Here is a 26,202-nt window from a genome sequence, read left to right on the forward strand (position 1 = left end):
CGAGGGCAACTTCGCCGACTACGAGAAGAACAAGATCGAGCGGCTGGGCGCCGACGCGGCCCGCCCGCACCGGGTCACGCACCGCAAGCTCACCCGCGACTGACCCGCCCGCACCGCGGCGGACGGCAGCTGGCTGAGGATCATGTCGACCCAGGTGGCGACCAGGGCGTCGTCGTCGACGCCGATGGGGTCGGTGTCGAGCAGGACGCGCAGGAGCCGCGACGACAGCAGCGCGCCGACGCCGACGGCGGCGATCGCGTCGGCCCGTTCCGGGGTGACGCCGGCGTGGTCGCGGAGCCAGCCGGCGAACCCGCCGTAGGTGGTGCCGATGATCTGCTGGACGACGTCCTCGACGAGGTCGGGGCGGGCGCGGGCCTCGGAGGCGACGATGCGCAGCAGCTCGGCCTCGTTGTCGAGTTCGGTGAGCGCGTAGCGGGCGGTGAGGGTCAGCTCGGTGCGCAGGTCGCCGACGCCGGCGAAGACGTGCCGGATGTCGCGCAGCGCGGCGATGCGGCCGAGGTGCCGCTCGATGCCGGCCTTCAGCACCGCCTCCTTGCTGCGGAAGTGGTGGTAGATGCCGCCGGCGCCGGGCGTCAGGCCGACCGCCCGCTCGATCCGGGCGACGCTGGTGCCCTTGTAGCCGTCGCGGGCGAACAGCTCCATCGCCGCGTCGATGATGCGGTCGCGGGTTGACGTCGTCATGCGCCTAAGTAAACACTGAGGAAGCCAAAGAATCCACTTGCTGGAGGTCTGTGATGGCTGAGCGAGGCGTTCGGGGCGGTCGGGTGGCGCGGACGGCGCCGCTCGTCGGTCTCGCGGGGCGGACGGCGGGGGAGGCGGTCGTGGCGTCGCTGCGCCGGCGCGTCGGCGTGGCGGGCGGCGACCCGGAGGCGGCGGAGCGGCGCGCCGCGGAGCGGTGGGTCGAGCGCCTGGGCCGTTCCAAGGGGGTGCTGATGAAGGCTGGGCAGCTGATGTCGTTCGTCGACTTCTCCGTGGACGGGGAGTACCGGCCGGTCTTCCAGCAGGCGCTGGCCCGGCTGCAGGACGACGCGCCGCCGATGCCGGCGGAGATGGCGGCGGCGCAGGTCGAGGCCGAGCTCGGTGCGCCGGCCGGGGAGGTGTTCGCCGAGTTCGAGCCGGTGCCGGTCGCGGCGGCGTCCATCGGGCAGGTGCACCGCGCCGTCACCCGCGACGGGCGGCGCGTCGCGGTCAAGGTGCAGTACCCGGGGGTCGAGCGGGCGATCAGGGCGGATCTGGCGAACGGGGAGCTGCTGGCGACGTTCTTCCAGGTCGGCCGGGGGATGGTGCCGCGCGGCCCGAGCCTCGACCTGCGCCGCGTCGCGCAGGAGGTGTCGGAGCGGATCGGCGACGAGATCGACTACCTGACGGAGGCCCGCAACCAGCAGGAGTTCGCCGACCACTACCGCGGGCATCCGTTCGTCCGGATCCCGGAGGTCGTCCACGAGCTGACGACGCGGCGGGTCCTGACCATGGAGTTCGCCGAGGGGATCCGGCACCGTGACGCGCTGTCGGCGGACCAGGGCCTGAAGGACCGCTGGGGCGAGGTGCTGTTCCGCTTCTACCTCGGGAGCATCCGCCGTATCGGGATCTTCCACGCCGACCCGCATCCCGGCAACTACCTGTTCCACGAGGACGGGTCCGTGACGTTCCTGGACTTCGGGTGCGTCAAGCACTTCACCCCGGAGATGCTGCGGTACCAGGTGGACACCGCCGAGGCGACCGTGGACGGGGACGTGGATCGGCTGCTGCGGATCCAGTACGGGCACGGATGCCTGGACCCGGCCGACCCGCCGCCCGCCGACCAGGTGCTCGGCTTCTGGCGGACGACCCTGCACGCGTGGACGGCGCCGCAGCCCTACACCTACGAGCCCGCGGGGGAGGCCGACGTCAGCCGGGCCCAGTTCGGTCTCCGCGGGCCGTACGGGGAGTTCCTCCGCAAGTTCAAGATGGATCCGGAGCTGACGACGCTGACCCGGATCCAGCTCGGGGTGTCCGCCGTGCTCAGCGGGCTGCGGGCGACCGGGGAGTGGGAGGGGATCCGGCGGGAATGGGACCGTGGCGGGCCGCCCGCCACCGAGCTGGGGGAGCTGGACGTGGCCTTCTGGGGAGCGGGAGCCGTCCATGCGCGCTGACGCGGGTACCGCCTTGCGGGGCGAGCCGGTCGGGTGGGACGAGGAGCAGGGGCTCTGGCAGGTCACCGGCTTCGACGAGGCGTCGGCGGTGCTGCGCGGCGACGGCTGGAGCAGCGACCCGCGCCGGCTGCCGTTCGCGCCCCCGGAGCTCGCGGAGTTCCCGCCGGGCGTGCTGCTGTTCATGGACCCGCCGGACCACACCCGGATGCGGCGGCTGCTGAGCCCGGCGTTCACGCCCCGCGCGGTGGAGTCGCTGCGGCCGCGGGTCGCCGAGATCGTCGAGGCCGCGCTGACCGGGCTCGGAGACGAGGCCGACCTGCTGCGGGAGGTCGCCTACCTGGTCCCGGTCGCGGTGATCGCCGAGCTGCTGGACGTCGGCGAGGAGGGCGCCGGGCTGCTCCTGGACATCACGCCCGACCTGGTGCGGATGCTGGAGATCGACGCCGGTTCCGAGGACCTGGTGGTGAGCGCCGCCGCCTCGGCCGAGCTGATGATGTTCCTGACCCCGCTGCTCGCCGAGCGGCGCCGGCGTCCGGGCGGCGACTTCATCAGCGCCATGCTCGCGGTGCCGGACGGGCTGACGCTCGACGAGATCGCCTCCACGTGCGTCCTGCTGCTGGCGGCGGGGCACGAGACGACCGCGAACCTCATCGCGAACTCCGTGCTGGCGCTGCTGCGCGACCCGTCGCAGCGCCCGCACCTGCTCGCCGATCCGGTGCGGTCCGTCGAGGAACTGCTGCGCGTGGAGGGGCCGGTCAGGCAGGTCGTGCGGACGGCGCTGACCGATCACCGGCTGGGCGGCCGCGACGTCCGCGCGGGCGAGGTCGTCCGGGTGCACCTCGACGAGGTCGGCCGCGGCCAGGGTCCGCTCGACCTGGCGCGGGGGCCGCTGCCGCACCTGGCGTTCGGGGGCGGCATGCACTACTGCCTCGGCGCGGCGCTGGCCCGGATGGAGGCCGTCGAGACCCTGCCCCGCCTGGTCGCGCGCTTTCCCGGCATGACTCTGCGGTCGCATGAATGGCGCGACTCGTCCACCTTCCACGCGCTGACCGGACTCCGCGTCGCCGGCCTGATGCGAGGCGCCGATTGATCCAGGTCGGGCATCAGACGATGCGCAAACGGTGTTGGACGGGTATCACCGCAGGCTCCTATCGTCCCTAGGTGGAGTCGACGGGGGAGGTCGGGACGACGATGAGCACGCCCAGGATCACCGAGATGCGGGTCGTGCCGGTCGCCGGGCGCGACGGCATGCTGCTCAACCTGAGCGGCGCGCACGCGCCGTTCTTCACCCGGAACCTCCTGCTGCTCACCGACGAGTCCGGCAACACGGGCGTCGGTGAGGTGCCGGGCGGTGAGGGGATCCGCCGGACGCTCGAAGACGCGCGGGAGCTGATCGTGGGCCGCCGGATCGGCCGGTCCGATGCGGTGCTGAACGCCGTGCGTGCCGCGTTCGCGCACCGGGACGCGGGCGGGCGCGGCCCGCAGACGCACGACACGAGGGTCGCCGTTCACGCGTTGACCGCGATCGAGTCGTGCCTGCTCGACCTGATGGGCAAGCATCTGGACGTGCCCGTGGCGGCGCTCCTCGGCGACGGTGTCCAGCGCACGCGGGTCCCGGTGCTCGGCTACCTGTTCTATGTCGGCGACCGGCGCCGCACCGACCTGCCCTACCCCGAGCCGGAGGACGGCGCGGACGGCTGGCTGCGCGTTCGGCATGAGGAGGCGTTGACGCCGGAGGCGATCGTCCGGCAGGCCGAGGCGGCGCGGGACCGGTACGGGTTCACCGACTTCAAGCTGAAGGGCGGGGTTCTGCGCCCCGGCGAGGAGGCGGAGGCGGTGCGGGCGCTGGCCGAGCGGTTCCCGTCCGCGCGGATCACCCTCGACCCGAACGGCGCATGGTCGCTGGACGAGGCGGTCCGGATCGGCCGCGGCCTCGCCGACGTCCTCGCCTACGCCGAGGACCCCTGCGGCGCCGAGCGCGGCTACTCGGGACGCGAGACGATGGCGGAGTTCCGCCGCGCCACCGGGCTGCGGACCGCCACCAACATGATCGCGACGGACTGGCGGGAGCTGGGCCACGCGATCCGGCTCGACGCGGTCGACATCCCGCTCGCCGACCCGCACTTCTGGACGCTGCGCGGCTCGGTGCGCGTCGCGCAGCTCTGCCAGGCGTGGGGGCTGACCTGGGGATCGCACTCCAACAACCACTTCGACGTGTCGCTCGCGATGTTCACGCACGTCGCGGCGGCGGCGCCCGGCGAGATCACGGCGATCGACACGCACTGGATCTGGCAGGACGGGCAGCGCCTCACCCGCGACCCGCTGCACATCGAGGGCGGCGAACTGGCCCTGCCGGACGCCCCCGGCCTCGGCGTGGAGATCGACGAGGAGAAGGTCGCGGCGGCGAACCGGCTGTACCTCGAACACGGCCTCGGCGACCGCGACGACGCGGCGGCGATGCGGTACCTCGTGCCGGGCTGGACGTTCGACCCGAAGCGCCCCTGCCTGGTCCGCGACGCCCCGGGCTGACGGCGGCCGTCCAGGGCGGCCGCCGGGACCATCGCCGCCGGCCGGTAGCATCGGGCCGTCCGGCGGAGTTCCCCCGCCGCCGGCCCCAGGCACCCGACCCCCAGGCGAGGACATGCAGCAGACCGACCTGCCCGCGGCCGAGTACCGGCACGTCTACGAGTTCAACATCCGGTTCGGGGACATCGACTCCCAGGGCCATGTGAACAACGTCAAGTTCCTCGGCTACCTGGAGGACGCGCGCCTGGAGATGTTCCATGGCGACCCGGTGCGCAAGGGCGAGCAGCCGGTCCGCGGCATGGTGATCTCCCGGCACGAGATCGACTACCGGCTGCCGCTGCTGCCGACCGTCTACCCGATCCGCGTCGAGACGTGGGTGACCGAGGCGCGCGCCGCGTCGTTCAAGCTGGCCTACGAGGTGCGCGACGACGAGAACGTCTACGCGACCGCCACCTCGACGCTCGTCGCGTTCGACGTGGAGGCCAACCGGCTGCGCCGCTTCACCCCGGAGGAGCGCGAGTTCATCGGCCGGTACGTCGTCCCCGCCGAGTGACCCGCCCTCCGTCCCCCCGGTGCCCGCCCCGCCACTGCCCGTTTTGTCGCCACTAATGGCGTCTGACCTGGACGTCCTTTTCCGCTGCGCCGCCTGCCGGTCCGTCCGGGTGATGACCGTGCCGTCACGGATAAATAACAAGGGCAACAGCAATCCGCTTTCGCCGCACATATCCCTCTAGTGTCGCGTCGCGAAATGTGGCGAACCCACGTGGAAGGGACGAAATGCGGCGCATCTCACGAGGAGCGATCGCCCTGCTGCTCGCCGCGGGCATGGCCGGCACCGGCGCCACCGCGGCGCAGGCGGCGACCCCCGCGACGGCCGGCAAGGCGGCACAGACGGACGACATCCTCGCCCGGCTCAAGGCCATCCCCGGCATGCAGGTGACGGAGAAGGCCTCCACGATCCCCGGCTACCGCTGGTTCTGGCTCGAATACCGCCAGCCCGTCGACCACCGCAACCCGCACGGGAAGTGGTTCGAGCAGCGGATCATGCTCCAGCACAAGTCGGCGGACCGGCCCATGGTGCTCTACACCAGCGGCTACGACACCCCCGAGACCATGTTCACCGCCGAGCCGACCGCGCTCGTCGACGGCAACCAGATCTCCGTCGAGTACCGGTACTTCACCCCGTCCCGGCCCGAGCCCGCGGACTGGAAGAAGGACACGATCTGGCAGGCCGCCACCGACGAGCACCGGATCGTCGGCGCGCTCAAGACGATCTACAAGGGCAAGTGGATCTCGACGGGCGCCAGCAAGGGCGGCATGACCGTCGTCTACCACAAGCGCTTCTACCCCCGCGACGTCGACGGCAGCGTCGTCTACGTGGCGCCCAACGACGTCGACAACGACTCCGACGGCGCCTACGACAAGTTCTTCAAGACCGTCGGCACCGACCCCGGCTGCCGCACCCACGTCGAGGCGCTCGCCCGCGAGTTCCTCAAGCGCCGCCCCGCGATGCTCGAGCGCTTCAAGGCCGCCGCCGCGCAGAACGGCTGGACGTTCAACATCCTGCGCACCCCGGACCGCGCCTTCGAGAACTCCGTCATGGACTACGTGTGGGGCTTCTGGCAGTACCACCTGCAGTCCGACTGCGCCTCGCTGCCCGCCGTGAACGCCTCGGACGACGACCTCTACAAGACGCTCGACGACATCTCCGGACTGTCGTTCTACAGCGACCAGGGCCTCGCCCCCTACATCCCGTACTACTACCAGGCCGGCACGCAGCTCGGCTGGCCCTCGCCCAAGTTCAAGTACCTGCGCCCCCTGCTGCGCTACGAGAGCAGCTACCAGCCGCGCACCTACGTCCCGCGCGACATCCCGATGCGCTTCGACAACGGTAAGGCGATGCGCGACATCGACGGCTGGGTCAAGCGCCACGCCGACCACATGCTGTTCCTCTACGGCCAGAACGACCCGTGGGGCTCCGAGCCGTTCCGCCTCGGCAGCGGCAGCCGCGACTCCGCCGTCTACGTCGCCCCCGGCATGAACCACAGCGGGCGCCTCATCGGCCACCTTCCCGCCGCGCAGCAGGCCGAGGCGAAGGCCGACGTGCTGCGCTGGGCCGGCGTCCAGGCCCAGGCCAAGACCCTCACCACCGGCCCCACCGCCGACGACCCGCTCCAGTTGCAGCGCCCGCCGATGTAACCCAGGGGGCTGTGTTTTCCCAGGGGGGCGACCCCCTGGAACCCCCGTTGCGACGGACGAGGCGTTTCCCGCTCCGCTAGCGCTCCGCAGGAAACGCCTCGTCCGTCGTCGGGCATGCCCGCTCCGCTCGCTGCACTCGCTCCGCGTGCCTGCCCGTGATGGGTGGTTGCGGTTCAAGCCTGGGGGCGGGGCTGGCGTGTTAGTGCAGCCACGCGGCGGCGTTGCCGGGGAGTAGGTCGCCGTACATGGGCATGCTGGTCAGGATCGGGCGGCCCGGGGGGAGGCGGACGGGGTTCTCGCCGCAGTTGACCGCGCAGGTGAGCGGGCCGCGGGTGAAGAAGACGGCGGTCTCGGGGGAGTCGAGCCACTCCAGATCGTCGGGCAGGGTGTCCAGGAGTTCGCGGCGCTTCGCGAGGGCGCGGCGGTAGAACGCCAGCATCGACGAGGTCTCGTCCGCCTGCGCCTCCGCCGTCAGCGACGCCCAATCCGGTGGCATCGGCAGCCACGGGCGGACGCCGTCCGGGGAGAACCCGTAGGGCTCCGCCGTGCCGGACCAGGGGAGCGGGACCCGGCAGCCGTCCCGCCCCGGCTGGGTTCCGCCGCTGCGCTTCCAGATGGGGTCCTGGCGGGCCGCGTCCGGCAGGTCCGTCACCTCGGGGAGTCCGAGTTCCTCGCCCTGGTACAGGTACGCCGAGCCGGGCAGCGCCAGCAGCATCAGCAGGGCCGCCTTCGCGCGCGCGTACTCGATCCCCGGCACGCCGCCCGGACGCCGGTAGCGGGTGAGGTGGCGGACGGAGTCGTGGCTGGACAGCACCCAGGTGGGCGCCGCACCGGTCGGCGCGACCGCCTTCAGCGCGGCCTCGATCACGTCGCGGAACGCCGGCGCCGACCACGGCGCGAGCTGCAAGTCGAACTGGAATACCTGGTGCAGCTCGTCCGGCCGCAGGTAGAGCGCGAGGTCCTCGGGCGAGTCCGTCCACACCTCGCCGATCGCCATCCGGTCGCCGCCGTACCCGTCCAGGACGCCGCGCCACCGCCGGTAGATCTCGTGGACCTCGGGACGGCTGTAGATCGGCCCGTTCACGACGTGGCGGCCGCGCCCGCCGAGGTCGGCGAACGAGGCGTCCTTCACCAGCCCGGCGGCGACGTCGATGCGGAAGCCGTCGACGCCGCGGTCGAGCCAGAACCGCAGGACGTCCTCGAACTCGGCCCGCACCTCGGGATTGCGCCAGTTGAAGTCCGGCTGCTCGGTCGCGTAGAGGTGCAGGTACCACTCGCCGTCGCGGACGCGCGTCCACGCCGGGCCGCCGAACGCCGACGGCCAGTCGTTCGGCGGGTCGACCTCGCCGGGACTCTCCCCTGGCCGTCCCGCGCGGAAAATGTAGCGGTCGCGTTCCGGTGAGCCGGGCGGTGACGCCAGCGCCTCCCGGAACCACCGGTGCCGGTCGGACGAGTGGTTCGGCACGATGTCCACGATGAGCCGGAGGCCGTGCGCGTGCGCGTCCGCGACGAGTGCGTCGAAGTCGTCCAGCGTCCCGAACCGGGGGTCGACGTCCCGGTAGTCGGCGACGTCGTAGCCGCCGTCGGCGAGCGGCGAGGTGTAGAACGGCGTCAGCCAGAGCGCGTCGACGCCGAGGTCGCGCAGGTACGGCAGCCGCGACCGGATCCCCTGGAGATCGCCCTCGCCGTTCCCGTCGGAGTCGGCGAAGCTGCGGACGTAGACCTCGTACACGACGGCGTTGCGCCACCAGGGGGTTCGCGTCATACAGAGCGATCTACCCGCTCAGGACGGCGCGTTCACCATGCTTCGCGCCGCCATCGTGAAGTAGTCCCAGAGCATCTTCTCCAGCTGCTCGGGCAGCTCCAGCTCGTCCACCGCGACGCGCATGTGCTTCAGCCACGCCTCGCGCTCGGCCTCGCCGATGACGAACGGGACGTGCCGCATCCGCAGCCTGGGGTGGCCCCGGCGCTGGCTGTAGGTGTTCGGCCCGCCCCAGTACTGGATGAGGAAGAGCCGGAGGCGTTCCTCGGCGGGGCCGAGGTCCTCCTCGGGGTAGAGGGCGCGAAGGTCGGGGTCTTCAGCGACACCCTGGTAGAAGCGGTGGACCAGCCGGTGGAAGGTCTCCTCGCCGCCGACCGCTTCGTAGAAGGTCACCTGTTCAGTCATGGCGCTGCCCACCCTATGCGATCGGCCGCCCGGTGATCGGCCGTCTCGCGATCAGTTGCCCGGACCCGTCCGCGCCGGGCGCGACGCGGTCAGGCCGTGGCCGGGGTCGCGACCGAGACGCCCGCGTCGTCGAACGCGTTCTTCACCCGCTCGCGCAGCTCCCGCGCGATCGCGGCCTGCTTGCCGGGCGCCGTCTTCAGCACGACCCGGATCACGATCGCGTCGCCGGCCAGGGCCTGGACGCCCCACACCGACGGCTCCTCCAGGACCATGTCCTCCCAGCCGGGCGCGGCGGCCAGCTCGTCCGCCGTGGTCTGCAGGATCTCCTTGACCTTCTCGGTGTCCTCGCGGATGTCGACCGGGATGTCCAGCACGGCCCGGCCCCAGTTCTGCGACTCGTTGCCGACCTTCTTGATCTCGCCGTTCGGCACGTACCAGACGACGCCGTTGACGTCGCGCATCCGGGTGACCCGCAGGGTGACCGCCTCGACCGTCCCCTTGGCGGTGCCGACGTCGATGAAGTCGCCGACGCCGTACTGGTCCTCCAGCAGCATGAACAGCCCGGCGAGGAAGTCCTTGACGATGTTCTGCGCGCCGAAGCCGACCGCGACGCCGATCACGCTCGCGCTGGCCAGGATCGGCGCGAGGTTCAGCCCGAGCCGGCCGAGGATGCTGAACGCCGCCGTACCCATGATCACGATGGACGCGATCGAGTTCAGCACCGAGCCGAGCGTCTTGGCGCGCTGCGCCCGCCGCTGGTTCAGCAGGGCGGGGCTGCCCTCGAACACCGTCCGGGACCGCTCCTTGACCTTCTCGGACATGGTGCCCTCGGCCATCCGCACCGTCACCTTGGTGATCATCCGGTGCGCGACGTTCCGCACGACCAGCGCGAACACGAAGGTGAGGATGATCGCCAGGACGGTGCCGAGGGGCTTGTCGAGCCAGGTCTTGTAGAAGCTCGTGAAGTCGTTGCTGTGGGAGATGTTCCAGACGAGCCGGCAGCCCGTGCTGGGCGAGGGGTCGTGGCACGCCGCCTCGGGCGTGCCCTTCTCCGCCCAGGGCAGCAGGGACTGAGCATCGACCAGCATCTCGGGCAGACCCTCCCCGGCCTTTGTGGGTGTCTCGACACCTCGCCGTGGACCTGCGGCGGGTACGAGCCCGATCGTAGGGGACGGTAACGACCGGTTCGTACCTCGCCTGCGATGTGTCTTGACAAGGCCGGGGAGGGGCTGTTCAGGCGAGCGTGCCCCGCGGGGTCCGCGGCTGCCGCGCCGTTCCGGCCACGGCCCCGCGGGGCACGCCCGGCTCTAGGGGCGGCCCGCGGGCCGCATCTCCCGGTCCAGTGGCTGCAGGACGTGCGCGAGCTTGCCGGCCGCGCCGCCCACGTCGTCGACGCGGTGCATGCGCTCGCCCCACGACCACCAGAAGTAGTGGTCGCGCGTCTCGGGGGCGGGCGCGCAGGTGACGTCCTCGGCCAGGCTCGCCGCGGCCGGGTTCACCACCCGCAGGAACGCCGGGCCCGAGCGGGTCCGGACCACGCGGGCCACCAGGCCGCGCGCGCCGAGCTCGCGCTCCAGCGCCCGGAGGTAGCCGACGCGTCTGTCGCTGACCACCTGCGTTCCTCCTCCGTCGGTCGTGCCGGGCGCCGCTGCGCCGGGCCGCTCGTGTGCCGCCGGTGCCGCCGGTTCCTGCGTCGTCGTCTGCATCGCCGATCCTTCGTCGCCGGCCCCGGCGTGCGCGGCGCGTGACCGCGCGGCCGCCGGGACGGCCGGCAATTGATCAACCCTCTGGATCCGTTCCGTTGCTCCCGGTGAGAATTGCAACTCTCACGGTGGCGGGTCAAGGGAGGCCCTGTCCGGCGAAGTACCGGATTACCCCACCTCAGAGGAAGCCTCACACCCGGCGGAGGAAGAATCTCTACCCTGAGGGGTGAGGACGCATCCGGAGCCCCTGTCTTTCCCGGGAATCGCTTGGCCCGCCCCGCCGTCAGGGTTACGCTGCGTGCGCGAGAGATTATCTGTCGTGGCCATCTATTGACCGGTCGCCGTGGCCTGGACGACCGCCCCTCCCCCGGAGGAGCGCCGCCCCGGCCCGACGGTGAGGAGGCCGGAATCGATGTCGGACCCCCCTCGGAAAGAAACGGACGTGGCTCGCCGGATCCGTGCGCACGCTCTGGCCCGAGGGCGCAGCCCGCAGGAGATCGCGCACGAGATACACGAGCAGTGCGGCCCCCTGTTCGGCACCAGCAGGGTCAAGGCGCACCGCCTGGCCCACGGTGTCGCGCTGTCCGACATCGTGGCCCAGGTCAAGGCCCTGTACGAGGTCGACGGCAAGCCCCTTCCCCGGCTCGGGGAGACGCTGCTGTCGGCCTATGAGAGCGGGTACAAAAGACCCGGTCCCGAGTATCTGCACTACCTGTGCGCCGTGTACCGCGTCGAGCCCGATCAGCTCGACTACAAGAGCCCCTGCATATGCGGACGGGGACACGCCGTCCGCGCGGGGGCCGCCACGGTGCCGCAGCCGCGCGCCCCCGAAAGGCACGCGGCGCAGCATCCCGACGCACCGCTCGTCGGGTCGATCATCCCCAGGGCGGAGGACCGCCACTGGGTGGACGTCAACGACTTACGGGGCCCAGACCGCGCCGACGGCCCCCTGTCCATTGATGTGGGAGAGGAGGACATCGTGCTTCGTAGGACCCTTCTGCAACTGCTGGCCGGAGCGGGCGTGGCGCTCGACGGTCAGTTCTTGGGTGCGGTCGACAACCTTCGGCGCAAGATGGACGACACGCTGGTCGGCGCGACGGTCTCGCCGACCATGCTCGACCAATGGGAGGAGACCACCTACGGCTACGGCCGGCAGTACCAGGCGACGCCGTCGCTGCGGATGCTGTGCGACGTGCTGCTGGACTTCAGCGAGGTGCGCCGCATGTGCGACAAGCGGCAGCCGGTGGAGCTGCAGGAGCGGCTGTGCCGGATCGCGGCGCAGCTGTCCGGGCTGTCCGGCCTGATCATGATCAATCTGGGCGACCACCGGCTGGCCCGCTCGTTCTTCCGGACCGCGCGCACCGCGGCCGACGAGACCGGCGACCGCCGGCTGCGCGCCTGGGTGACCGTCCGCGAGTCGCTCGTGCCGATGTACTACGGCGACCCCCGCGAGGCGCTGCACCTGGCGCGCAAGGCGCAGGACCTGGCCGGCCGCACCCCCGGGGTGGCCGCCGCCATGGCGCCCGCGGTGGAGGCCCGCGCGCTCGGCATGCTGGCGTTGCGCGGACGCGGCGACGCGGCGCCGAGCGCCCGCCGGGCGCTCGTGCGCGGGCGCTCGGTGTTCGACCAGTTGTCCAAGACCGATACGAACGACCTGGTGTTCGGCTTCACCGACCGGCAGATGGCCTTCTATGAGGGCGACACGTTCACCAATCTCGGCGACCACAAGCACGGCGACGAGGTGCTGAGCCACGCGCTGACGCTGTACGCGCCGACCGACCGCGTCGACCTGACTCTCGTGCGCCTCGACCGGGCGATGTGCAAGCTGCATTCGGGCAACCCGGACGCGGCGCTGGTCGGCGGGCAGGAGGCGATCCTGGACCTGCCGCCCGACCACCGGTCCGACATCCTGGTGCACCGGGCCCGCCAGATCGGCGCCGCCGTGCAGGCCAAGCACGGCGAGATCGCCGGGCTGCGGGAGTTCCGGGAGGCGCTCGCGGGGCCCTGGGTCACCAGCCCCACCAAGGAGCCCGCCCCCACCGGGGAGCGCAACCCCGTCCCCCCGGCCGAGCAGGTCTGACCGGGCATGGGAACGCCCGACGGCGCCTCGGCGCAGGAACCTCCCGCGCCCGGCGCGGAACCCGCGGGCCCGCAGGCCGGGCCCCCGGCACCGTCCGCCGCCGACCCCCGTCCCCGCCGCCGCGCCCTGGTGCGGCTGCAGGGGGATCCCCCCGTCTGGAGCTTCGGGGAACTGCGGCTGCGCCGCTACCGGGCCCGCGACCACGCCACCGTCCTCGCCCTGCACCGCGAGGGCCTGGCGCAGGTGGGCCTGCGACCCGGCGACGGCGTCTACTACGACCACGACTTCTTCCGGATGGAGGACATCTATCTGCGCAATGACGGCGAGTTCCTCGTCGGCGAGGTCGACGGGCTGATCGTCGCGATGGGCGGCCTGCGGCGCGCCGACCTCGTCCCCGGGGGCCGGGCACGGGCGTTCGGCGGCTACGCGCCGGGCGACCCCGTGCTCGACGCGGTGGAGATGGTGCGGCTGCGGGTGCGGCCGTCCGCCCAGCGGCGCGGCTACGGCGCCGCGGTCGTCTCCGCACTGGAGGAGCGCGCCGCCGAGTACGGGTACCGGGTCCTGCGCGGCGACACGACCGAACTGCAGGCCCCGGCCCTCGCCCTGTACCGCAAGTTCGGCTGGAGGGAGACGCGCCGCGAGGTGATCGGCGGCTTCGTCAACATCTACATCGAGAAGGAACTCCGCTAAGGAATTCCGCTGAGGACACCCGAGCCGCGGGACGGCGCGCCGGCGGCGCGGCGCGGCGCGCGCCTGCGGCTCGGGACGTGTCATTGTGGGGGGGCGACCCCCCACACCCCCCGGGCATGGCGCTGGCCTGCGCCTTTCGACTCCGCTAGCGCTCCGCTACAGGCTTCGGCCACCGCCATGGTGGGGGGCCTGCCCCCCACGCCCCCCGGCGGGGGCTTCGCCCCCACACCCCCTTGGGGCTCCGCCCCTTGCCCCCTGTGCCTTGGCGGCGCCGGGGACGTTCAGGCGTTGGGGAGGGTGCCGCCTACCAGTTGCATTAGGGGGTAGCGGCGGCGGCGGACGTCGGTGAAGCCGCGGTCGGCCAGTGCGCCGGTGACCTCCTGGTCGCCGAACACCGTGTAGCCGGTGGCGCGGCGGATCAGTTCGCCGCCGACCTTCGAGGCGTACAGCGGCGTCAGCCGGCGGGAGGTGAGGATGATCAGCCGGCCGCCGGGGCGCAGCACGCGGGTCATGCCGTCGACGGCCGCCCACGGGTCGTCGAACAGGTACAGCGCGCCGAAGCAGCAGACGGCGTCGAACGTCGCGTCGCGGAACGGCAGGTCGACGGCGTTGCCGCGGACGTAGCAGACCTCGCCGCCGGCGGGGGTGTCGGCCTCGGCGCGCGCCAGCATGGTGGCGGAGGCGTCGACCCCGACGACGAGGCCGCCGTCGCCGACGCCCTCGGCGAGCGCGCGGGTCACGTTGCCCGGGCCGCACGCCACGTCCAGCACGGTCGCGTCCGGACGGCCCTCGCCGCCCGGCTGCCCGAGACCCAGCCAGTCCCGCGCCGTCGCCTGCTCGGCGGCGGTGTCGGGGCCGATCGGCCAGCCCTTGGCGAGGTTGAAGCCGACGGGCCGCCAGACCTTCTCGTAGATCTGCGGGAGGAACGTCGACTCCATGACCGACTGGGCCAGCGACGGCGCCCGCTCCTCGGCGGGGCCGAGGAGATCGAGGTAGCCGGCCGTCAGGTCGGGCTCGGCGGGCGGTTCGCGCAGCAGACCGAGCACCCGGTCCACGGCGGACGGGCTGCGCACCATCGACACGTTCACCCCCGTTATTAGATCACCCGTCAATTTCGTCCCGCCAGCCCGCCGTCTGTGACCCGCCTCACCGCGCGCCTCAGGGCAGGCTGAGGGCGGTCTGGGCGGCGATGAAGGTGAGGGTGTCGGTCATCAGGTCGATCGACCGGCTGACCGAGCGGGCGGCGTGGCCCACCTCCGACTCGTTGCGCAGCAGGATCGGGGCGTCCGACGCTGTCGCGTGCTGGAGGGCGGCGCACAGCTTGCGGGCGTGCAGCGGGTCGACGCGGGTGTCGCTGCCGAACGTGGTGAACAGCGTCGCCGGATACGCCGTCCCCGCGTGGACGTGGTGGTACGGCGAGTAGCCGAGCAGCCAGCCGAGCTCCACCGGGTCGTCCGCCGTCCCGTACTCGTCGTTCCACGTCTGGCCGAGCCCGAACCGCTCGTAGCGGACCATGTCCAGCAGCGGCGCCGAGCAGACCACCGCCCGGTACAGGTCGGGGCGCTGGGTCAGGGCGGCGCCGACGAGCAGGCCGCCGTTCGACCCGCCGGAGATCGCCAGCTGCGCCGGGGTGGTGAGCCCGTCGGCGATCAGCTTCTCCGCGGCGGCGTGGAAGTCGTCGAACACGTTCTGCTTGTGCTCGCGCATCCCCGCGCGGTGCCACTCCTCGCCCTCCTCGGACCCGCCGCGCAGGTTCGCGATCGCGTAGACGCCGCCCGCCTCGACCCAGGCCAGGATGCTCGCCGAGTACGACGGCGTCAGCGAGATGTTGAAGCCGCCGTAGCCGTAGAGGATCGCCGGCCGCGGGCCGGACGCGCCGGGCCGCGACGCCACCAGCATCCGCACCTCGGTGCCGTCCGCGGAGGTGTAGGCCACCTGCCGGGTCTCGATCTCGGGGACCTCGACGGTGCCGGGCGCGGACGCCCACAGGCTCGTCTCGCCGGTGCGGGCGTCGTAGCGCAGGACGGACGAGGGTGTGACGTTGTCGGTGTAGCCGAACCATGCCTCGTGGCCGCCCTCGGGCCGCTCGACGATCCCGCCGATCGAGCCGAGGCCCGGCGCCGGGACGGTCCCGAGCCGCTCGCCGGACGCCAGGTCGTGCACCGTGATCTCGCTGATCGCGTGCCGCGTCCACCCGGCGAGCAGCACCGGGGCCTCGAGGCCGTCGAGGATCGCGTAGTCGGTGAGGACGGCCTCCGGGTCCTGCGGGATCAGGTCCCGCCACGTCCGCGGCGACGGGTCGGACGGGTCGGTCACGCACAGCCGGGCCCGCGGCGCGTCCAGGTCGGTGAACACGTAGGCGCGGCCGTCCCGCCCCACGTGCAGCCCGGTCCCGGCGTCGACGCCGACCTGGACCGGCAACAGCTCGGGGCGTTCGAGCGGCGAGGCGGCGAGATCGGCGATCCACAGGTCGTTGCGAGGCGCGGTGCCCTGCGAGGCCGAGACCGTCAGCCACCGGCCGTCGCGGCTGACGCCGACACCGTAGTAGTTGGTCTTGTCCATCCCGTCGCCGAAGATCAGGACGTCGTCGGTCTCCGGCTCGGTGCCGACCCGGTGCAGGTAGACGCGCCGGTGGTACTGCTCCTCGCCCTCCGGGACGGCCCGCGCGGGCAGCCGCCGGGTGTAGTAGAACGCCTCGCCGCCGGGCAGCCAGGCGATGCCGGACGACCGGGTCCGGTCGATCGGCCCCTCCACCCGCTCGCCGGTCGCGACGTCGATCACGAACAGCAGCGACTCCTCGTCCCCGCCCGTCGAGATCTTGTACGCCAGCAGCCGGCCCTCCTTGTCGGGCTGCCAGCCGTCCAGCGTCGTGGTGCCGCCCGGGTCCAGCGCGATCGGGTCGACGAGGGCGCGCTCGGCGCCGTCCGGGTCGACGGTGTAGAGCACCGGGTGCTCCTGCTCGGCGGTCCGCCGAGTGAAGAACCGCCGGTCGCCGCGCCAGACCGGCGCGCCGACGCTGCCCGCGCCGAGCAGCTCGCCGAGCCGGCGGCGCAGCCGGTCGCGGCCCGGGAGCGCATCGGCGACCTTGTGGAACAGCTCGTCCTGCGCGGCGAGCCACTCCTCGGTCTCCGCGCTGTCCGCGTCCTCCAGCCAGCGGTACGGGTCGGCGACCCGGTGGCCGTGGATGTCCTCGACGATGTCCTGGCGCCGCGCGGGCGGATAAGGCGTTCCGGTCATGCGATGCACTGTATTCACCGATGCGGCCGGTCCGCCCGGCCAGGCCGATCCGGGGCGCAACGCGGCCGTTTTTGCGTTCGATCTGGCCCTTCGATGGGGATATTTGGGGTAGCGGTCGGGCTGCCCCAGCCGCCACACTGATTCCAGGTCGGTTCGCCTCTGGGGAGGTCCTCATGGCGAGTGCGCAGGTGCCGGAGACAATATCTCGGCCTCGGTGCGAGGCGCGCTCAGCCGCGTCCGCCGAGGCGAACCCCGGCACGCCGGCGGAGGCCGTCTGATGAGACAGGTCCTTCTCCTGAACGCGACGTACGAACCACTCACCACGCTCCCGCTGCGGCGGGCGGTCTGCCTCGTGCTCCGGGAGAAGGCCGAGATCGTCCACCACGACGTCTCGGGCGCCACCCTGCATTCGGCGACCATGGAGGTCGAGGTCCCGTCGGTGATCCGGCTCCGCCGCTACGTCCGCATCCCGTTCCGGACCCGCGTCCCGCTGACCCGGGCCGCGCTCATGCGCCGCGACAACTTCCGCTGCGTCTACTGCGGCCGCCGCGCCGAGACCATCGACCACGTCCATCCGCGCAGCCGCGGCGGCAAGCACGTCTGGGAGAACTGCGTCGCGTCCTGCATGACCTGCAACCACCGCAAGGCCGACCGGCTGCTGTCCGAGCTCGGCTGGACGCTCGGGATGACCCCGGGCGTCCCGCGCGGCGCGCACTGGCGGCTCATCGGCATCGTCCACGACGGCGATCCCCAGTGGGCGCCGTACGTGACCGAGCCTGCCGCCTAGCCGGGACGGGGACGTATCCTGTCCTCGTGCCACGCTATGACTACCGCTGCCGCGCGTGCGGGTCGACGTTCGAGGTCTCCCGCCCGATGATCAACGCGTCCGACCCGGCGCCCTGCCCGGACGGCCACGACGACACGGTCAAGCTGCTGTCCACGGTCGCCGTCACCGGCACGTCGCGGGGCGGGGCTCCGAAGCCTCCGCCGGCCGCCGGGGGCGGCTGCTGCGGCGGAGGCTGCTGCTCCTAGCCCCGCCCGCCGCTACTCGTCCCGGCCGCCCCGGTCCTGCTGTGCCGCGCGGATCCCGGCGGCCATGGCGGCGCTGTCGTGGCCGGGGCCGCAGCCGTCGACCAGCATGATCGTCCCGGGGATGTGGTCGGCGCGCAGGTGCTTGATCTCCTGGTAGGCGGGCGAGTCGTACCAGGCCCGCGCCTTGGCGATGTCCGGGAACTCCAGCAGGACCAGGTCGCCCTCCCACGCGCCCTCGCGGACGTCGGGGGTCTCGCCGTGGACGATGAAGCGGCCGCCGAACGGGTCCATCGTGGCCTGGATGCGCTCCATGTAGGTGAGCACCTCGTCGTGGAGCGGCGGGCAACCGTGCAGCTGGCCGAGGACGTAGGCGGTCATGGAGATCTCCTCCGGGTTCGTGGATCCGGGGCCGCCCGGTGGGGCGGCCCCGTTGACGTGATCCACTCTGCCCGGGGGCGGGAACGGTAGCGATTACCCGCCGGGTAATGCCTCAGCCGTGCAGGCCGTCGAGCTGGGAGACGTCGCGGGCGGCGCCGGTGGACGCGGACGTCGCCATCGCGGCGTAGGCCCGCAGCGCGGCGCTGACCTTGCGGTCCCGGTTCCGGGGCCGGTAGCCGCCGAGGTCGGCGAGCAGCTTCTCGCGGCGGATCTCCAGCTCGTCGGCCGGGACGTCCAGCTCCAGCACCCGGTTCGGGATGTCGATCACGACGCGGTCGCCGTCCTCGACCAGGGCGATGATCCCGCCGCCGGCCGCCTCGGGGGAGGCGTGCCCGATGGACAGCCCGGACGTGCCGCCGGAGAACCGGCCGTCGGTGATCAGCGCGCACGCCTTGCCGAGCCCGCGGCCCTTCAGGAAGCTCGTCGGGTACAGCATCTCCTGCATGCCGGGGCCGCCCTTGGGGCCCTCGTAGCGGATCACGACGACGTCGCCGGCCTTGATCTTGCCGGACAGGATGCCCTCGACGGCCTGGTCCTGCGACTCGAAGACGACGGCGGGGCCGGTGAAGGTCCACAGCTCCTCGTCCACGCCGGCGGTCTTGACGATCGCGCCGTCGGGGGCGATGTTGCCGCGCAGCACCGCGAGGCCGCCGTCGGCGGTGTAGGCGTGCTCGGCGGAGCGGATGCAGCCGTTCTCGCGGTCGAGGTCCAGCTCCTCCCAGCGGGCGCTCTGCGAGAACGCGGAGGTGCTGCGGACGCCGCCGGGCGCGGCGTGGAACAGCTCGACGGCCTCGGGCAGCACGTTCGGGGAGCGGACGTCCCACCTGTCGACGAACTCGGTCAGCGACGCCGAGTGGATCGAGTGCGCGGAGTCGTGCAGCAGCCCGGCGCGGTGCAGCTCGCCGAGCAGGGCGGGGATGCCGCCGGCGCGGTGGCAGTCCTCGACGTGGTACTTGCCGGTGGCCGGGGCGAGCTTGCACATGCACGGGACGCGGCGCGACAGCTCGTCGATCTCGGTGAGCCCGAAGTCGACGCCGCCCTCGTAGGCGGCGGCGAGCAGGTGCAGGATCGTGTTGGTGGAGCCGCCCATCGCGACGTCGAGGGTCATGGCGTTCTCGAACGCGTCGCGGGTGGCGATGTTCAGCGGCAGGACGGACTCGTCGTCGCCGTCGTAGTAGCGGCGGGCGATCTCCACGACGGTGCGGCCGGCGTCCTCGTAGAGGCGGCGGCGGGAGGTGTGGGTCGCGAGGACGGTGCCGTTGCCGGGCAGCGCCAGCCCGATCGCCTCGGTGAGGCAGTTCATCGAGTTGGCGGTGAACATGCCGGAGCAGGACCCGCAGGTCGGGCAGGCGCTCTCCTCCATCTCCAGCAGCTTGTCGTCGGCCAGCGACGCGTCGGCGGAGGCGATGATCGGGTCGATCAGGTCGAGCTTGTTGCCGCCCATCACGCCCTCGACGGGCTTGCCGGCCTCCATCGGGCCGCCGGAGACGAACACCGTCGGGATGTTCAGCCGCATCGCGGCCAGCAGCATGCCCGGGGTGATCTTGTCGCAGTTGGAGACGCACACCAGGGCGTCGGCGCAGTGCGCCTGGACCATGTACTCGACGGCGTCGGCGATCACCTCGCGGGACGGCAGCGAGTACAGCATGCCGTCGTGGCCCATCGCGATGCCGTCGTCCACCGCGATCGTGTTGAACTCGCGGGGCACGCCGCCGGCCTCGCGGACGGCGCCGGCGACGACCTTGCCGACCTCGTCGAGGTGGACGTGGCCGGGCACGAACTGGGTGAAGCTGTTGGCCACCGCGACGATCGGCTTGCCGAAGTCCTCGCGTTCGACGCCGCTGGCCCGCATGAGCGCGCGGGCGCCCGCCATGTTCCTGCCATGGGTGACCGTACGTGACCTGAGCGGGGGCATCCTGTGACCTCTCCAACCTGTGCCGTGGTGCCGTGTCGCCGGACGCGTCGCCGCGCCGGGTTCGGCGGGCGGGAGCGAGCGGTGCCCGGTGGGAAGCTCTCAGCGGCGGATCGCGGCGCTGCCGCCGGCTCAGCGGAGGTCGCGCGCGGGCCGGCCTGTGCAACCCGATGCTACAAGGTCGGGGCCGGGGCTCGGAAAAGCCGGGACCGGAGAGGCCGGGCGCCCGGGGCGGAGGGCCTGGAGAGGCCGGGCCCGCAAGAGGGGCCGGGAGGGAAGGTGCCGGGCCCGCGAGGGGCCCGGTGGGAAAGCGGCCTGCGATGCGGCGGAGTCCCGCGCCGTTGCGGGACCCGGTGCCGTCGCGGGATCGGCCGTCAGCCGTACTTGGGGGGCAGCGCCTTCTCCGCCGCCTGGAAGATCCGCTGGACGTCGGTGTCGGTGAGGATCTTGGGACGGCGGCGCAGGTACGAGCGGGCGCGGTTGCCCGCGTACACGTCCACGTCCCTGACCCGCATGACCTTCCACGGGATGGACGGCCCGTAGATCGCCACCGAGGGCTGCACGGGCACCTCGAACCCGACCTGGCCGCCGATGATCCTGCTGGCCTGGTCGGCCTCCCAGCGCGCCTCGTCCAGGCGCTCCTTCTTGTTGAAGGGGCCGTGGAAGAGCTTGCGGTGGGACAGGGTGCGCACGGGGAGGCGCTTGTCCCACTTCTCGGAGTCGATGGCGTAGACGCCGCTCGGCCCGATCACCAGGTGGTCGATCCGCCCGTCGCTGACGCCCTCGTCATCGCGGGGGACGGCCCGTGCGTGCAGCACGAGGTATCCGTTGCGCTGCAGCGACCGCAGCTGCTTCTCGGTGCGCCGTTCGGCGGCCGAGGACTTCTGCCAGGCCGCGATGCTCGAGTCCCGGCGGGACCGGCGGACGACGTCCACGACGACCACGAGGACCGCCGCGGTGATCCCGAGCCGGCCGCCGAACATCGCGGTCGCGACGACGAGCACCGCGAGCGCGACGCCGATCCGCCATGCCCAGACCCGGACGCGCGGGTCGGCGAGCATCCCGGTGAGCGTCCGGTCGCCGGGCGGCCGCTTCTCCGGCTCACGCATGGGGGGCTGCTCCTGCGCCTCGTCCGGCTGCCCGGAATCGTCCCTGGGCTGGCCCCGTGCCTGCTGTGTGTTGCCCCGCTCCATGATCGCCATAAGTGACGCTCCGTATTCCTCTCCCATCGGGGGCATGATCCTCCGTGCGCAGAGTAATCATCATGCGAGTCGGCGACTAGTCATGCAGGGTTAATAGTTTTGTCGCCGCAGGTGAGTGATTGACTGCCGCGTAGGACGGGTACGTGAATCATCTACCACCTCTTCCCGGCAGAGAATCCCTGCCCTCTTTGGATGCCCGCGCGCGGGCGGTCTAGCGTTCCGGTTCGTGACACATCTCCATGACCTCGGCGCTAGGGAGGCGGCTGACGCCGTCCGTTCCGGGCGGCTGTCCCCAGTCGAGCTGACTGATCATTACCTGGACCGCATCGAACGGCTGAACCCGCAGGTGGGCGCCTATGTGACGGTGACCGCGGAGGGGGCGCGCGAGCAGGCGGCGCGGGCCGAGAAGGCGGTCCTGGACGCCGCGGACCCGGCGGACCTGCCGCCGCTGCACGGGGTGCCGGTACCGGTCAAGGACCTGAACATGGTGGACGGCGTCCGGATGACATTTGGTTCATCCGTTTTTGCCGATTTGACCGGTTTTGCGGATGACAGCGTCGCGCGGCTGCTCCGCGAGGCGGGAACGATCATGACCGGGAAGACCGCCGTGCCGGAATTCGGGCTGCCCTGCTACACCGAAGGCGACGTCGCACCGCCCGCCCGCACGCCCTGGGATCCCGCCAGGTCGGCGGGCGGTTCGAGCGGCGGCGCCGCCGCGGCCGTCGCGGCCGGGCCGGCCCCGGTCGCCCAGGGCAGCGACGGCGGCGGCTCCATCCGCATCCCGAGCAGCGTCTGCGGCCTGTTCGGGATCAAGCCGACCCGCGGCCGGATCTCCCAGGGGCCGATCGTCCCCGACCTGTTCGGGCTGTCCACCAACGGGCCGATCGCCCGGTCCGTCGAGGACGCCGCCCTGCTGCTGGACGTCATGGCCGGGCCGATGCCCGGCGACCTCTACGCGGCGCCGCCCGTCGAGGGCTCGTTCCTGTCGTACGCCGGACGCCCGCCGGGACGGCTCCGGATCGCGCGCAGCCGGCAGCCCGCCGTCCCGGGTGCCGAGGTGCACCCCGACTGCGTGCCGCCTACGAGGAGGCGTCCGCGCTGCTGGAGGAGCTGGGGCACGAGGTCGTCGAGCTGCCGCCGGTGTTCGGGCCGGAGATGCTCCCGCACTTCGAGCTGCTCTGGGGCGTGATGGCCACGATGACGCCCGTCCCGGACGGGCGCGAGCACCTGCTCCAGCCGCTCACCCGGTGGCTCCGCGAGCGCGGGAACGCCACGACCGCGCCGCAGCTGTTCCGGGCGCACGCCGCACTGCAGGGCGCGCTGCGCGCCGCGTTCCCCGTCATGAACGAGTTCGACGCGATCCTGCACCCGACGCTCGCGCAGCCGCCCGTCCCCGTCGGCTACTTCCACGACCAGGAACCCGAGGAGAACTTCCGGCGGCAGACGCTGTTCACCCCGTTCTGCGCCGCCTACAACATCTCCGGGCAGCCCGCCGTGAACGTCCCGCTGCACTGGAACGCCGAAGGGCTGCCCATCGGGATCATGCTCGCGGGCAGGCTCGGCGGCGAGGGGACGCTGATCTCGCTGTCCGCGCAGCTGGAGGAGGCGCGTCCCTGGCGCGGCCGCACGCCGCCCATCTGGGACGCCTGAGCCCCCGCGGCCCGCGCTTGGCGCGGCGCCGCCGGGGCATGTGTGCAGGCGTGGCTGACGACGAACTGATCAGGCTGGCGGGCTACCACCGGGTCGCGACGCGGTACACCGACTGGCGCGGACGGAAGGCGGACGTCCCGCCCGCCACCCTGGTCGCCGTCCTCGGCGCGCTCGGGGTGGACGCCTCGTCCCCGGCCGCCGTCCGCGCGGGGCTGGAGCGCCACCGGGAGCGCGAGCGCGCGCTGCCGCCGACCGTCGTGGTCCGCCAGGACCAGAGCGGGGGACGGACCGATGCCCGGATCCTCGCGAAGCTGCACCGCTCCCTGGGGCCCGGCGGCGATCTGGACGTGCGCATCGAGACCGGCGAACCCGACGTGCTCGATGCGCCGTCCGCTGAGGCGGCGCGCGGCGGGCCCGTGCCGCTGGACGGGTTGGAAGGCGACGTCCCACTCGGCTGGCACCGCCTCCGCGTCCGACAGGGGAGCCGGGAGGAGAGCGCGGCGCTGCTCGTGGCGCCCGCGTCGCTGCCGCGCCCGCCGCGGATGTGGGGGCTGACCGTCCAGCTGTACTCGCTGCGCTCGCGCGGGTCGTGGGGGATCGGCGACCTGCACGACCTCGCCGACCTCGCGGCATGGGCCGGACGCGACCTCGGCGCCGGCTTCGTCGTCGCGAACCCGCTGCATGCGGCGGAGCCGATGCCGCCCGTCAGCCCGTCGCCGTACTCGCCGATGAGCCGCCGCTTCCCCGCCCCGATCTACCTGCGGATCGAGGACATGCCGGAGTACGCGGCGATGCCTCCCGAAGGCAGGGAGCGGTTCGCGGCCATGGCGGCGCGGCTGCGCGACCTCGCCGGCCCGCTCGACCGCGACGCCGTGTGGACGGCGAAGCTCGAGGCGCTGGAGGCGATGTACCGGTCGGTGCCGAACATCGGCGACGACCCCGGCTTCCGGGAGTTCCGCGAGCGCAACGGGGCGGCGCTGCGCGCCTTCACCACCTGGTGCGCGATCAGCGAGGAGCAGGGCACCACCGACTGGCGGCGCTGGCCGGCCGCGCTCCGCGACCCGCGCGCCGTCCTCGGCGAGCCCCGCCACCGGCCGCGCGCCGGGTTCCACGCCTGGCTGCAATGGCGCCTCGACCAGCAGCTCGCCGGCGCGCAGAAGGCCGCCCGCGACGCCGGGATGCCTGCCGGGATCGTCCACGACCTGGCCGTCGGGGTGGCGCAGGGCAGCGCCGACGCCTGGATCTACCGGGACGAGCTCGCGTCCGGGATGAGCGTCGGCGCGCCGCCCGACGAGTTCAACCAGCGCGGCCAGGACTGGGGGCAGCCGCCGTGGCGGCCGACGACGCTCGCCGCGGACGCCTACGTCCCGTACCGGGAGATGCTGGCGGCGGCGCTGCGGCACGGCGGCGGGCTCCGCCTCGACCACGCGATGCAGGTGTCGCGGCTGTGGTGGATCCCCGAGGGCGGCTCGCCCGCCGACGGGACCTACGTCGGCTACGACCGGGACGCGATGCTCGGCTGCCTGGTGTGGGAGGCCCGCCGGGCGGGCGCGCTCGTCGTCGGCGAGGACCTCGGCACCGTCGAACCGGAGGTCCGCGACGACCTCGCCGACCGGGGCGTCCTCGGCACGTCGCTGCTGTGGTTCGAGCGCGACGCGGACGGCCGCCCGAAGCCCGCGGAGCGGTGGCGGGAGCTGTCGCTGGCCACCGTCGGCACGCACGACATGCCGCCGATCACCGGGTTCCTGCACGGCGACCACATCGCGCTGCGCGACCGCCTCGGCCTGCTCACCCGCCCGCCCGCCGAGGAGGCCGCCGACCACCGCGAGCAGCTCGCCGCCTGGCTCGGCGTCCTGCACGCCGAAGGGCTGCTGACCATCCCGCCCGACGAGGTGCTGCGGGCGCTGGCGGACGGCTCGGACGCCTACGACCCGCAGGTCGTCGCCGCGCTGCACGCCTTCCTCGGCCGCACCCCCGCACGCCTCATCGGCGTCTCGCTCGCGGACGTGGTCGGCGAGCGCCGCACTCAGAACCAGCCCGGCACCATCGACGAGTACCCGAACTGGCGCGTCCCCCTCGCCGACGCGGAGGGGCGGCCGGTCGTCCTCGACGACCTCGTCGAGGACCCGCGGGTCCGCGCCGTGCTGGAGCAGGTCAGCCGAGCGTCGTCGTGATCCGCTCGGTGACGTCGCGCAGCAGGGTGTCCGGCACGATCGGCACCGACGCGATCGCCGAGAAAAGCGCCGGCAGCCCCGGCAGCGGGTAGCCGTCGTCTTCCGGGCCGTCGAGCGCCGCCTTGCCGAGCGGCTGATGGGACAGGGACTTGCGGGCGCGGGCCCAGGCCGCCTCGACCTCCTCGGGGGACGGGACGCCGAACCCGTGCCCGACCGGTGCCGCGTGCCGCAGCTTCACCAGCGCGCTGTCGGTGAACTCCGCGGCGAGCCTGCAGCGCTCGACGAGGTCGGCGCGGACCGGGTCGTCCAGCCGCGTCATGACGGTGCACGGCGTCCGGCAGCGGGCCGCGCAGTCGCCCAGCGCGGACGCGACCTGGCTGTGCTGGCGGTCCAGGTAGGCGCGCCAGCCGGGCGGCGGCTCCTTGGCGACGCGGAGCGTCCGCTCGCACGCCGACCGCTCCGGGCGGGTGTGGTCGCACGCGCGCGGCGAGCCCGGCTCGACCGGGACGCCGAACCGGCTGCCCTCCCCGTCCACCGACGCGCCGATCAGCGCCGGGTCGCCGGCGTGCCCGAGGACCGGCTCCCACGCCAGCAGTGGCAGGTACTCGCTGGCGATGTGCACGGCGGCGACCAGCGCGGCCATGTCGCGCCGGTGCCAGCGGATCGCGATGACCTCCAGCAGCAGCGCGTAGGCGGGCCGCAGGCTCGCCAGCGCGCCGCGCGGCCGCTCCTTGGGCGCCTGCGGCATCCGGCTCGCGCGGGCGCGGTCGAGCAGGTCGCGCGGCACCTCGCCGACGGCCTCCGGCATCCCGAAGTCCTCGGCGTCCAGGTCCAGGACGCGCTGCCCGAACGCGCACAGCGGCGCGACGGCCTTCGCCGGCCCGGCGGGGACGAGCGTCCCGTCGGCGATCAGCGCCTCCAGATCCCCGAACGCGTACCGCCGTGCCAGCGCCGTCAGCACGTCCCGCGCCGTCTCCACCCGACCATCCCCTCTCCGCGGACCCCCGTGACCCTGCAACGATCGCACGGCCACGGGGGT

Annotated in this window: 22 protein-coding genes and 1 pseudogene; 12 read left to right on the top strand and 11 right to left on the bottom strand. The window is 72.9% G+C overall.

The annotated features are described in order from the left end of the window. Positions 1-546: 546 nt before the first annotated feature. A pseudogene (locus tag J4709_RS55005) lies at positions 547-702 on the bottom strand (TetR family transcriptional regulator); the annotation flags it as partial. A 53-nt stretch (positions 703-755) separates the two neighbouring features. On the opposite strand from J4709_RS55005, the gene J4709_RS30930 reads away from it, so the two are divergent. From J4709_RS30930 to J4709_RS30950, 5 genes are all read left to right on the top strand, one after another. Next, positions 756-2,153 (top strand): ABC1 kinase family protein, encoded by a 1,398-nt coding sequence (locus J4709_RS30930; RefSeq protein WP_208245860.1) that lies wholly within the window; start codon positions 756-758, stop codon positions 2,151-2,153. Beyond that, complete coding sequence (locus J4709_RS30935) at positions 2,143-3,243, top strand: cytochrome P450 (protein WP_208245862.1); 1,101 nt, start codon at positions 2,143-2,145, stop codon at positions 3,241-3,243. Before J4709_RS30930 ends, J4709_RS30935 begins: the two co-directional genes overlap by 11 nt. Before the next feature lie 71 nt (positions 3,244-3,314). After that, a complete protein-coding gene (locus tag J4709_RS30940; RefSeq protein WP_307801675.1) occupies positions 3,315-4,682 on the top strand; it encodes an enolase C-terminal domain-like protein in 1,368 nt (455 codons plus the stop codon). A gap of 112 nt (positions 4,683-4,794) precedes the next feature. Next, positions 4,795-5,232 carry an acyl-CoA thioesterase gene (locus tag J4709_RS30945; protein ID WP_173095750.1) on the top strand — a complete coding sequence of 146 codons (438 nt, stop codon included), beginning with the start codon at positions 4,795-4,797 and terminating at the stop codon, positions 5,230-5,232. A gap of 224 nt (positions 5,233-5,456) precedes the next feature. Beyond that, positions 5,457-6,878 carry a S28 family serine protease gene (locus J4709_RS30950; protein ID WP_208245864.1) on the top strand — a complete coding sequence of 474 codons (1,422 nt, stop codon included), beginning with the start codon at positions 5,457-5,459 and terminating at the stop codon, positions 6,876-6,878. 199 nt (positions 6,879-7,077) lie between these two features. On the opposite strand, the gene J4709_RS30955 is transcribed toward J4709_RS30950, so the two are convergent. From J4709_RS30955 to J4709_RS30970, 4 genes are all read right to left on the bottom strand, one after another. Then, positions 7,078-8,643, bottom strand: a complete 1,566-nt coding sequence (locus tag J4709_RS30955) for a glycoside hydrolase family 13 protein (protein ID WP_208245866.1) — start codon at positions 8,641-8,643, stop codon at positions 7,078-7,080. 18 nt (positions 8,644-8,661) lie between these two features. After that, positions 8,662-9,045 (bottom strand): globin, encoded by a 384-nt coding sequence (locus tag J4709_RS30960; protein WP_208245867.1) that lies wholly within the window; start codon positions 9,043-9,045, stop codon positions 8,662-8,664. An 89-nt stretch (positions 9,046-9,134) separates the two neighbouring features. After that, positions 9,135-10,133, bottom strand: a complete 999-nt coding sequence (locus J4709_RS30965; protein ID WP_208245868.1) for a mechanosensitive ion channel family protein — start codon at positions 10,131-10,133, stop codon at positions 9,135-9,137. Positions 10,134-10,352: 219 nt separating this feature from the next. Beyond that, entirely contained in the window at positions 10,353-10,751 is a 399-nt protein-coding gene (locus J4709_RS30970; protein WP_232384295.1) for a hypothetical protein, read from the bottom strand. Positions 10,752-11,190: 439 nt separating this feature from the next. Here J4709_RS30970 and J4709_RS30975 point away from each other — a divergent pair, with 439 nt between their 5' ends. Further along, positions 11,191-12,828, top strand: coding sequence for an NsdA family TPR-like regulatory protein (locus J4709_RS30975; protein ID WP_307801677.1), 1,638 nt, complete (start codon positions 11,191-11,193; stop codon positions 12,826-12,828). 6 nt (positions 12,829-12,834) lie between these two features. Next, positions 12,835-13,518: a GNAT family N-acetyltransferase gene (locus J4709_RS30980; protein WP_208245870.1), complete on the top strand. Its 684-nt coding sequence runs from the start codon at positions 12,835-12,837 to the stop codon at positions 13,516-13,518. 281 nt (positions 13,519-13,799) lie between these two features. On the opposite strand, the gene J4709_RS30985 is transcribed toward J4709_RS30980, so the two are convergent. Together J4709_RS30985 and J4709_RS30990 are read right to left on the bottom strand one after the other, a co-directional pair. Next, positions 13,800-14,606, bottom strand: coding sequence for a class I SAM-dependent methyltransferase (locus J4709_RS30985; protein ID WP_307801678.1), 807 nt, complete (start codon positions 14,604-14,606; stop codon positions 13,800-13,802). Between the two features lie 70 nt (positions 14,607-14,676). Next, positions 14,677-16,755, bottom strand: a complete 2,079-nt coding sequence (locus J4709_RS30990; protein WP_208245872.1) for a prolyl oligopeptidase family serine peptidase — start codon at positions 16,753-16,755, stop codon at positions 14,677-14,679. A 277-nt stretch (positions 16,756-17,032) separates the two neighbouring features. Here J4709_RS30990 and J4709_RS30995 point away from each other — a divergent pair, with 277 nt between their 5' ends. Next, on the top strand, positions 17,033-17,542 hold the full coding sequence (locus J4709_RS30995) for an HNH endonuclease (RefSeq protein ID WP_173095744.1): 510 nt from the start codon (positions 17,033-17,035) through the stop codon (positions 17,540-17,542). 26 nt (positions 17,543-17,568) lie between these two features. After that, positions 17,569-17,787: an FmdB family zinc ribbon protein gene (locus tag J4709_RS31000; RefSeq protein WP_173095743.1), complete on the top strand. Its 219-nt coding sequence runs from the start codon at positions 17,569-17,571 to the stop codon at positions 17,785-17,787. A 12-nt stretch (positions 17,788-17,799) separates the two neighbouring features. Here J4709_RS31000 and J4709_RS31005 read toward each other — a convergent pair whose 3' ends face one another. The 3 genes from J4709_RS31005 to J4709_RS31015 form a co-directional block, all read right to left on the bottom strand. After that, positions 17,800-18,165 (bottom strand): DUF1330 domain-containing protein, encoded by a 366-nt coding sequence (locus J4709_RS31005; RefSeq protein WP_208245874.1) that lies wholly within the window; start codon positions 18,163-18,165, stop codon positions 17,800-17,802. Positions 18,166-18,277: 112 nt separating this feature from the next. After that, positions 18,278-20,140 carry a dihydroxy-acid dehydratase gene (ilvD, locus tag J4709_RS31010; protein WP_208245876.1) on the bottom strand — a complete coding sequence of 621 codons (1,863 nt, stop codon included), beginning with the start codon at positions 20,138-20,140 and terminating at the stop codon, positions 18,278-18,280. 371 nt (positions 20,141-20,511) lie between these two features. After that, complete coding sequence (locus tag J4709_RS31015) at positions 20,512-21,246, bottom strand: nuclease-related domain-containing protein (RefSeq protein WP_232384297.1); 735 nt, start codon at positions 21,244-21,246, stop codon at positions 20,512-20,514. 319 nt (positions 21,247-21,565) lie between these two features. Here J4709_RS31015 and J4709_RS31020 point away from each other — a divergent pair, with 319 nt between their 5' ends. The 3 genes from J4709_RS31020 to malQ are packed head-to-tail and all read left to right on the top strand — an operon-like array spanning position 21,566 to position 25,163. Further along, positions 21,566-22,528, top strand: coding sequence for an amidase (locus tag J4709_RS31020; protein WP_372442168.1), 963 nt, complete (start codon positions 21,566-21,568; stop codon positions 22,526-22,528). Beyond that, complete coding sequence (locus tag J4709_RS56210) at positions 22,450-22,989, top strand: amidase family protein (RefSeq protein ID WP_372442171.1); 540 nt, start codon at positions 22,450-22,452, stop codon at positions 22,987-22,989. Before J4709_RS31020 ends, J4709_RS56210 begins: the two co-directional genes overlap by 79 nt. 50 nt (positions 22,990-23,039) lie before the next feature. Next, the gene (malQ, locus tag J4709_RS31025; RefSeq protein WP_208245880.1) at positions 23,040-25,163 is read left to right on the top strand and encodes a 4-alpha-glucanotransferase; all 2,124 of its coding nucleotides are present in this window, start codon (positions 23,040-23,042) and stop codon (positions 25,161-25,163) included. On the opposite strand, the gene J4709_RS31030 is transcribed toward malQ, so the two are convergent. Then, positions 25,144-26,142: a hypothetical protein gene (locus J4709_RS31030; RefSeq protein WP_208245882.1), complete on the bottom strand. Its 999-nt coding sequence runs from the start codon at positions 26,140-26,142 to the stop codon at positions 25,144-25,146. The two genes, malQ and J4709_RS31030, sit on opposite strands and share 20 nt — an antisense overlap. Positions 26,143-26,202: the final 60 nt, after the last annotated feature.

The organism is Actinomadura violacea, from assembly GCF_017573465.1.
In the GTDB taxonomy this organism is placed as follows: domain Bacteria; phylum Actinomycetota; class Actinomycetes; order Streptosporangiales; family Streptosporangiaceae; genus Spirillospora; species Spirillospora violacea.

Bases quoted from the DNA above. Each gene is read 5' to 3' on its own strand.
- J4709_RS30995 (WP_173095744.1), top strand. From the start codon at position 17,033: ATGAGACAGGTCCTTCTCCTGAACGCGACGTACGAACCACTCACCACG.
- J4709_RS30930 (WP_208245860.1), top strand. From the start codon at position 756: ATGGCTGAGCGAGGCGTTCGGGGCGGTCGGGTGGCGCGGACGGCGCCG.
- J4709_RS30960 (WP_208245867.1), bottom strand. From the start codon at position 9,045: ATGACTGAACAGGTGACCTTCTACGAAGCGGTCGGCGGCGAGGAGACC.
- J4709_RS30980 (WP_208245870.1), top strand. From the start codon at position 12,835: ATGGGAACGCCCGACGGCGCCTCGGCGCAGGAACCTCCCGCGCCCGGC.
- J4709_RS31005 (WP_208245874.1), bottom strand. From the start codon at position 18,165: ATGACCGCCTACGTCCTCGGCCAGCTGCACGGTTGCCCGCCGCTCCAC.
- J4709_RS30950 (WP_208245864.1), top strand. From the start codon at position 5,457: ATGCGGCGCATCTCACGAGGAGCGATCGCCCTGCTGCTCGCCGCGGGC.
- J4709_RS30970 (WP_232384295.1), bottom strand. From the start codon at position 10,751: ATGCAGACGACGACGCAGGAACCGGCGGCACCGGCGGCACACGAGCGG.
- J4709_RS30955 (WP_208245866.1), bottom strand. From the start codon at position 8,643: ATGACGCGAACCCCCTGGTGGCGCAACGCCGTCGTGTACGAGGTCTAC.
- ilvD (WP_208245876.1), bottom strand. From the start codon at position 20,140: ATGCCCCCGCTCAGGTCACGTACGGTCACCCATGGCAGGAACATGGCG.
- J4709_RS30945 (WP_173095750.1), top strand. From the start codon at position 4,795: ATGCAGCAGACCGACCTGCCCGCGGCCGAGTACCGGCACGTCTACGAG.
- J4709_RS30935 (WP_208245862.1), top strand. From the start codon at position 2,143: ATGCGCGCTGACGCGGGTACCGCCTTGCGGGGCGAGCCGGTCGGGTGG.
- J4709_RS30965 (WP_208245868.1), bottom strand. From the start codon at position 10,133: ATGCTGGTCGATGCTCAGTCCCTGCTGCCCTGGGCGGAGAAGGGCACG.
- J4709_RS31015 (WP_232384297.1), bottom strand. From the start codon at position 21,246: ATGCGTGAGCCGGAGAAGCGGCCGCCCGGCGACCGGACGCTCACCGGG.
- J4709_RS30990 (WP_208245872.1), bottom strand. From the start codon at position 16,755: ATGACCGGAACGCCTTATCCGCCCGCGCGGCGCCAGGACATCGTCGAG.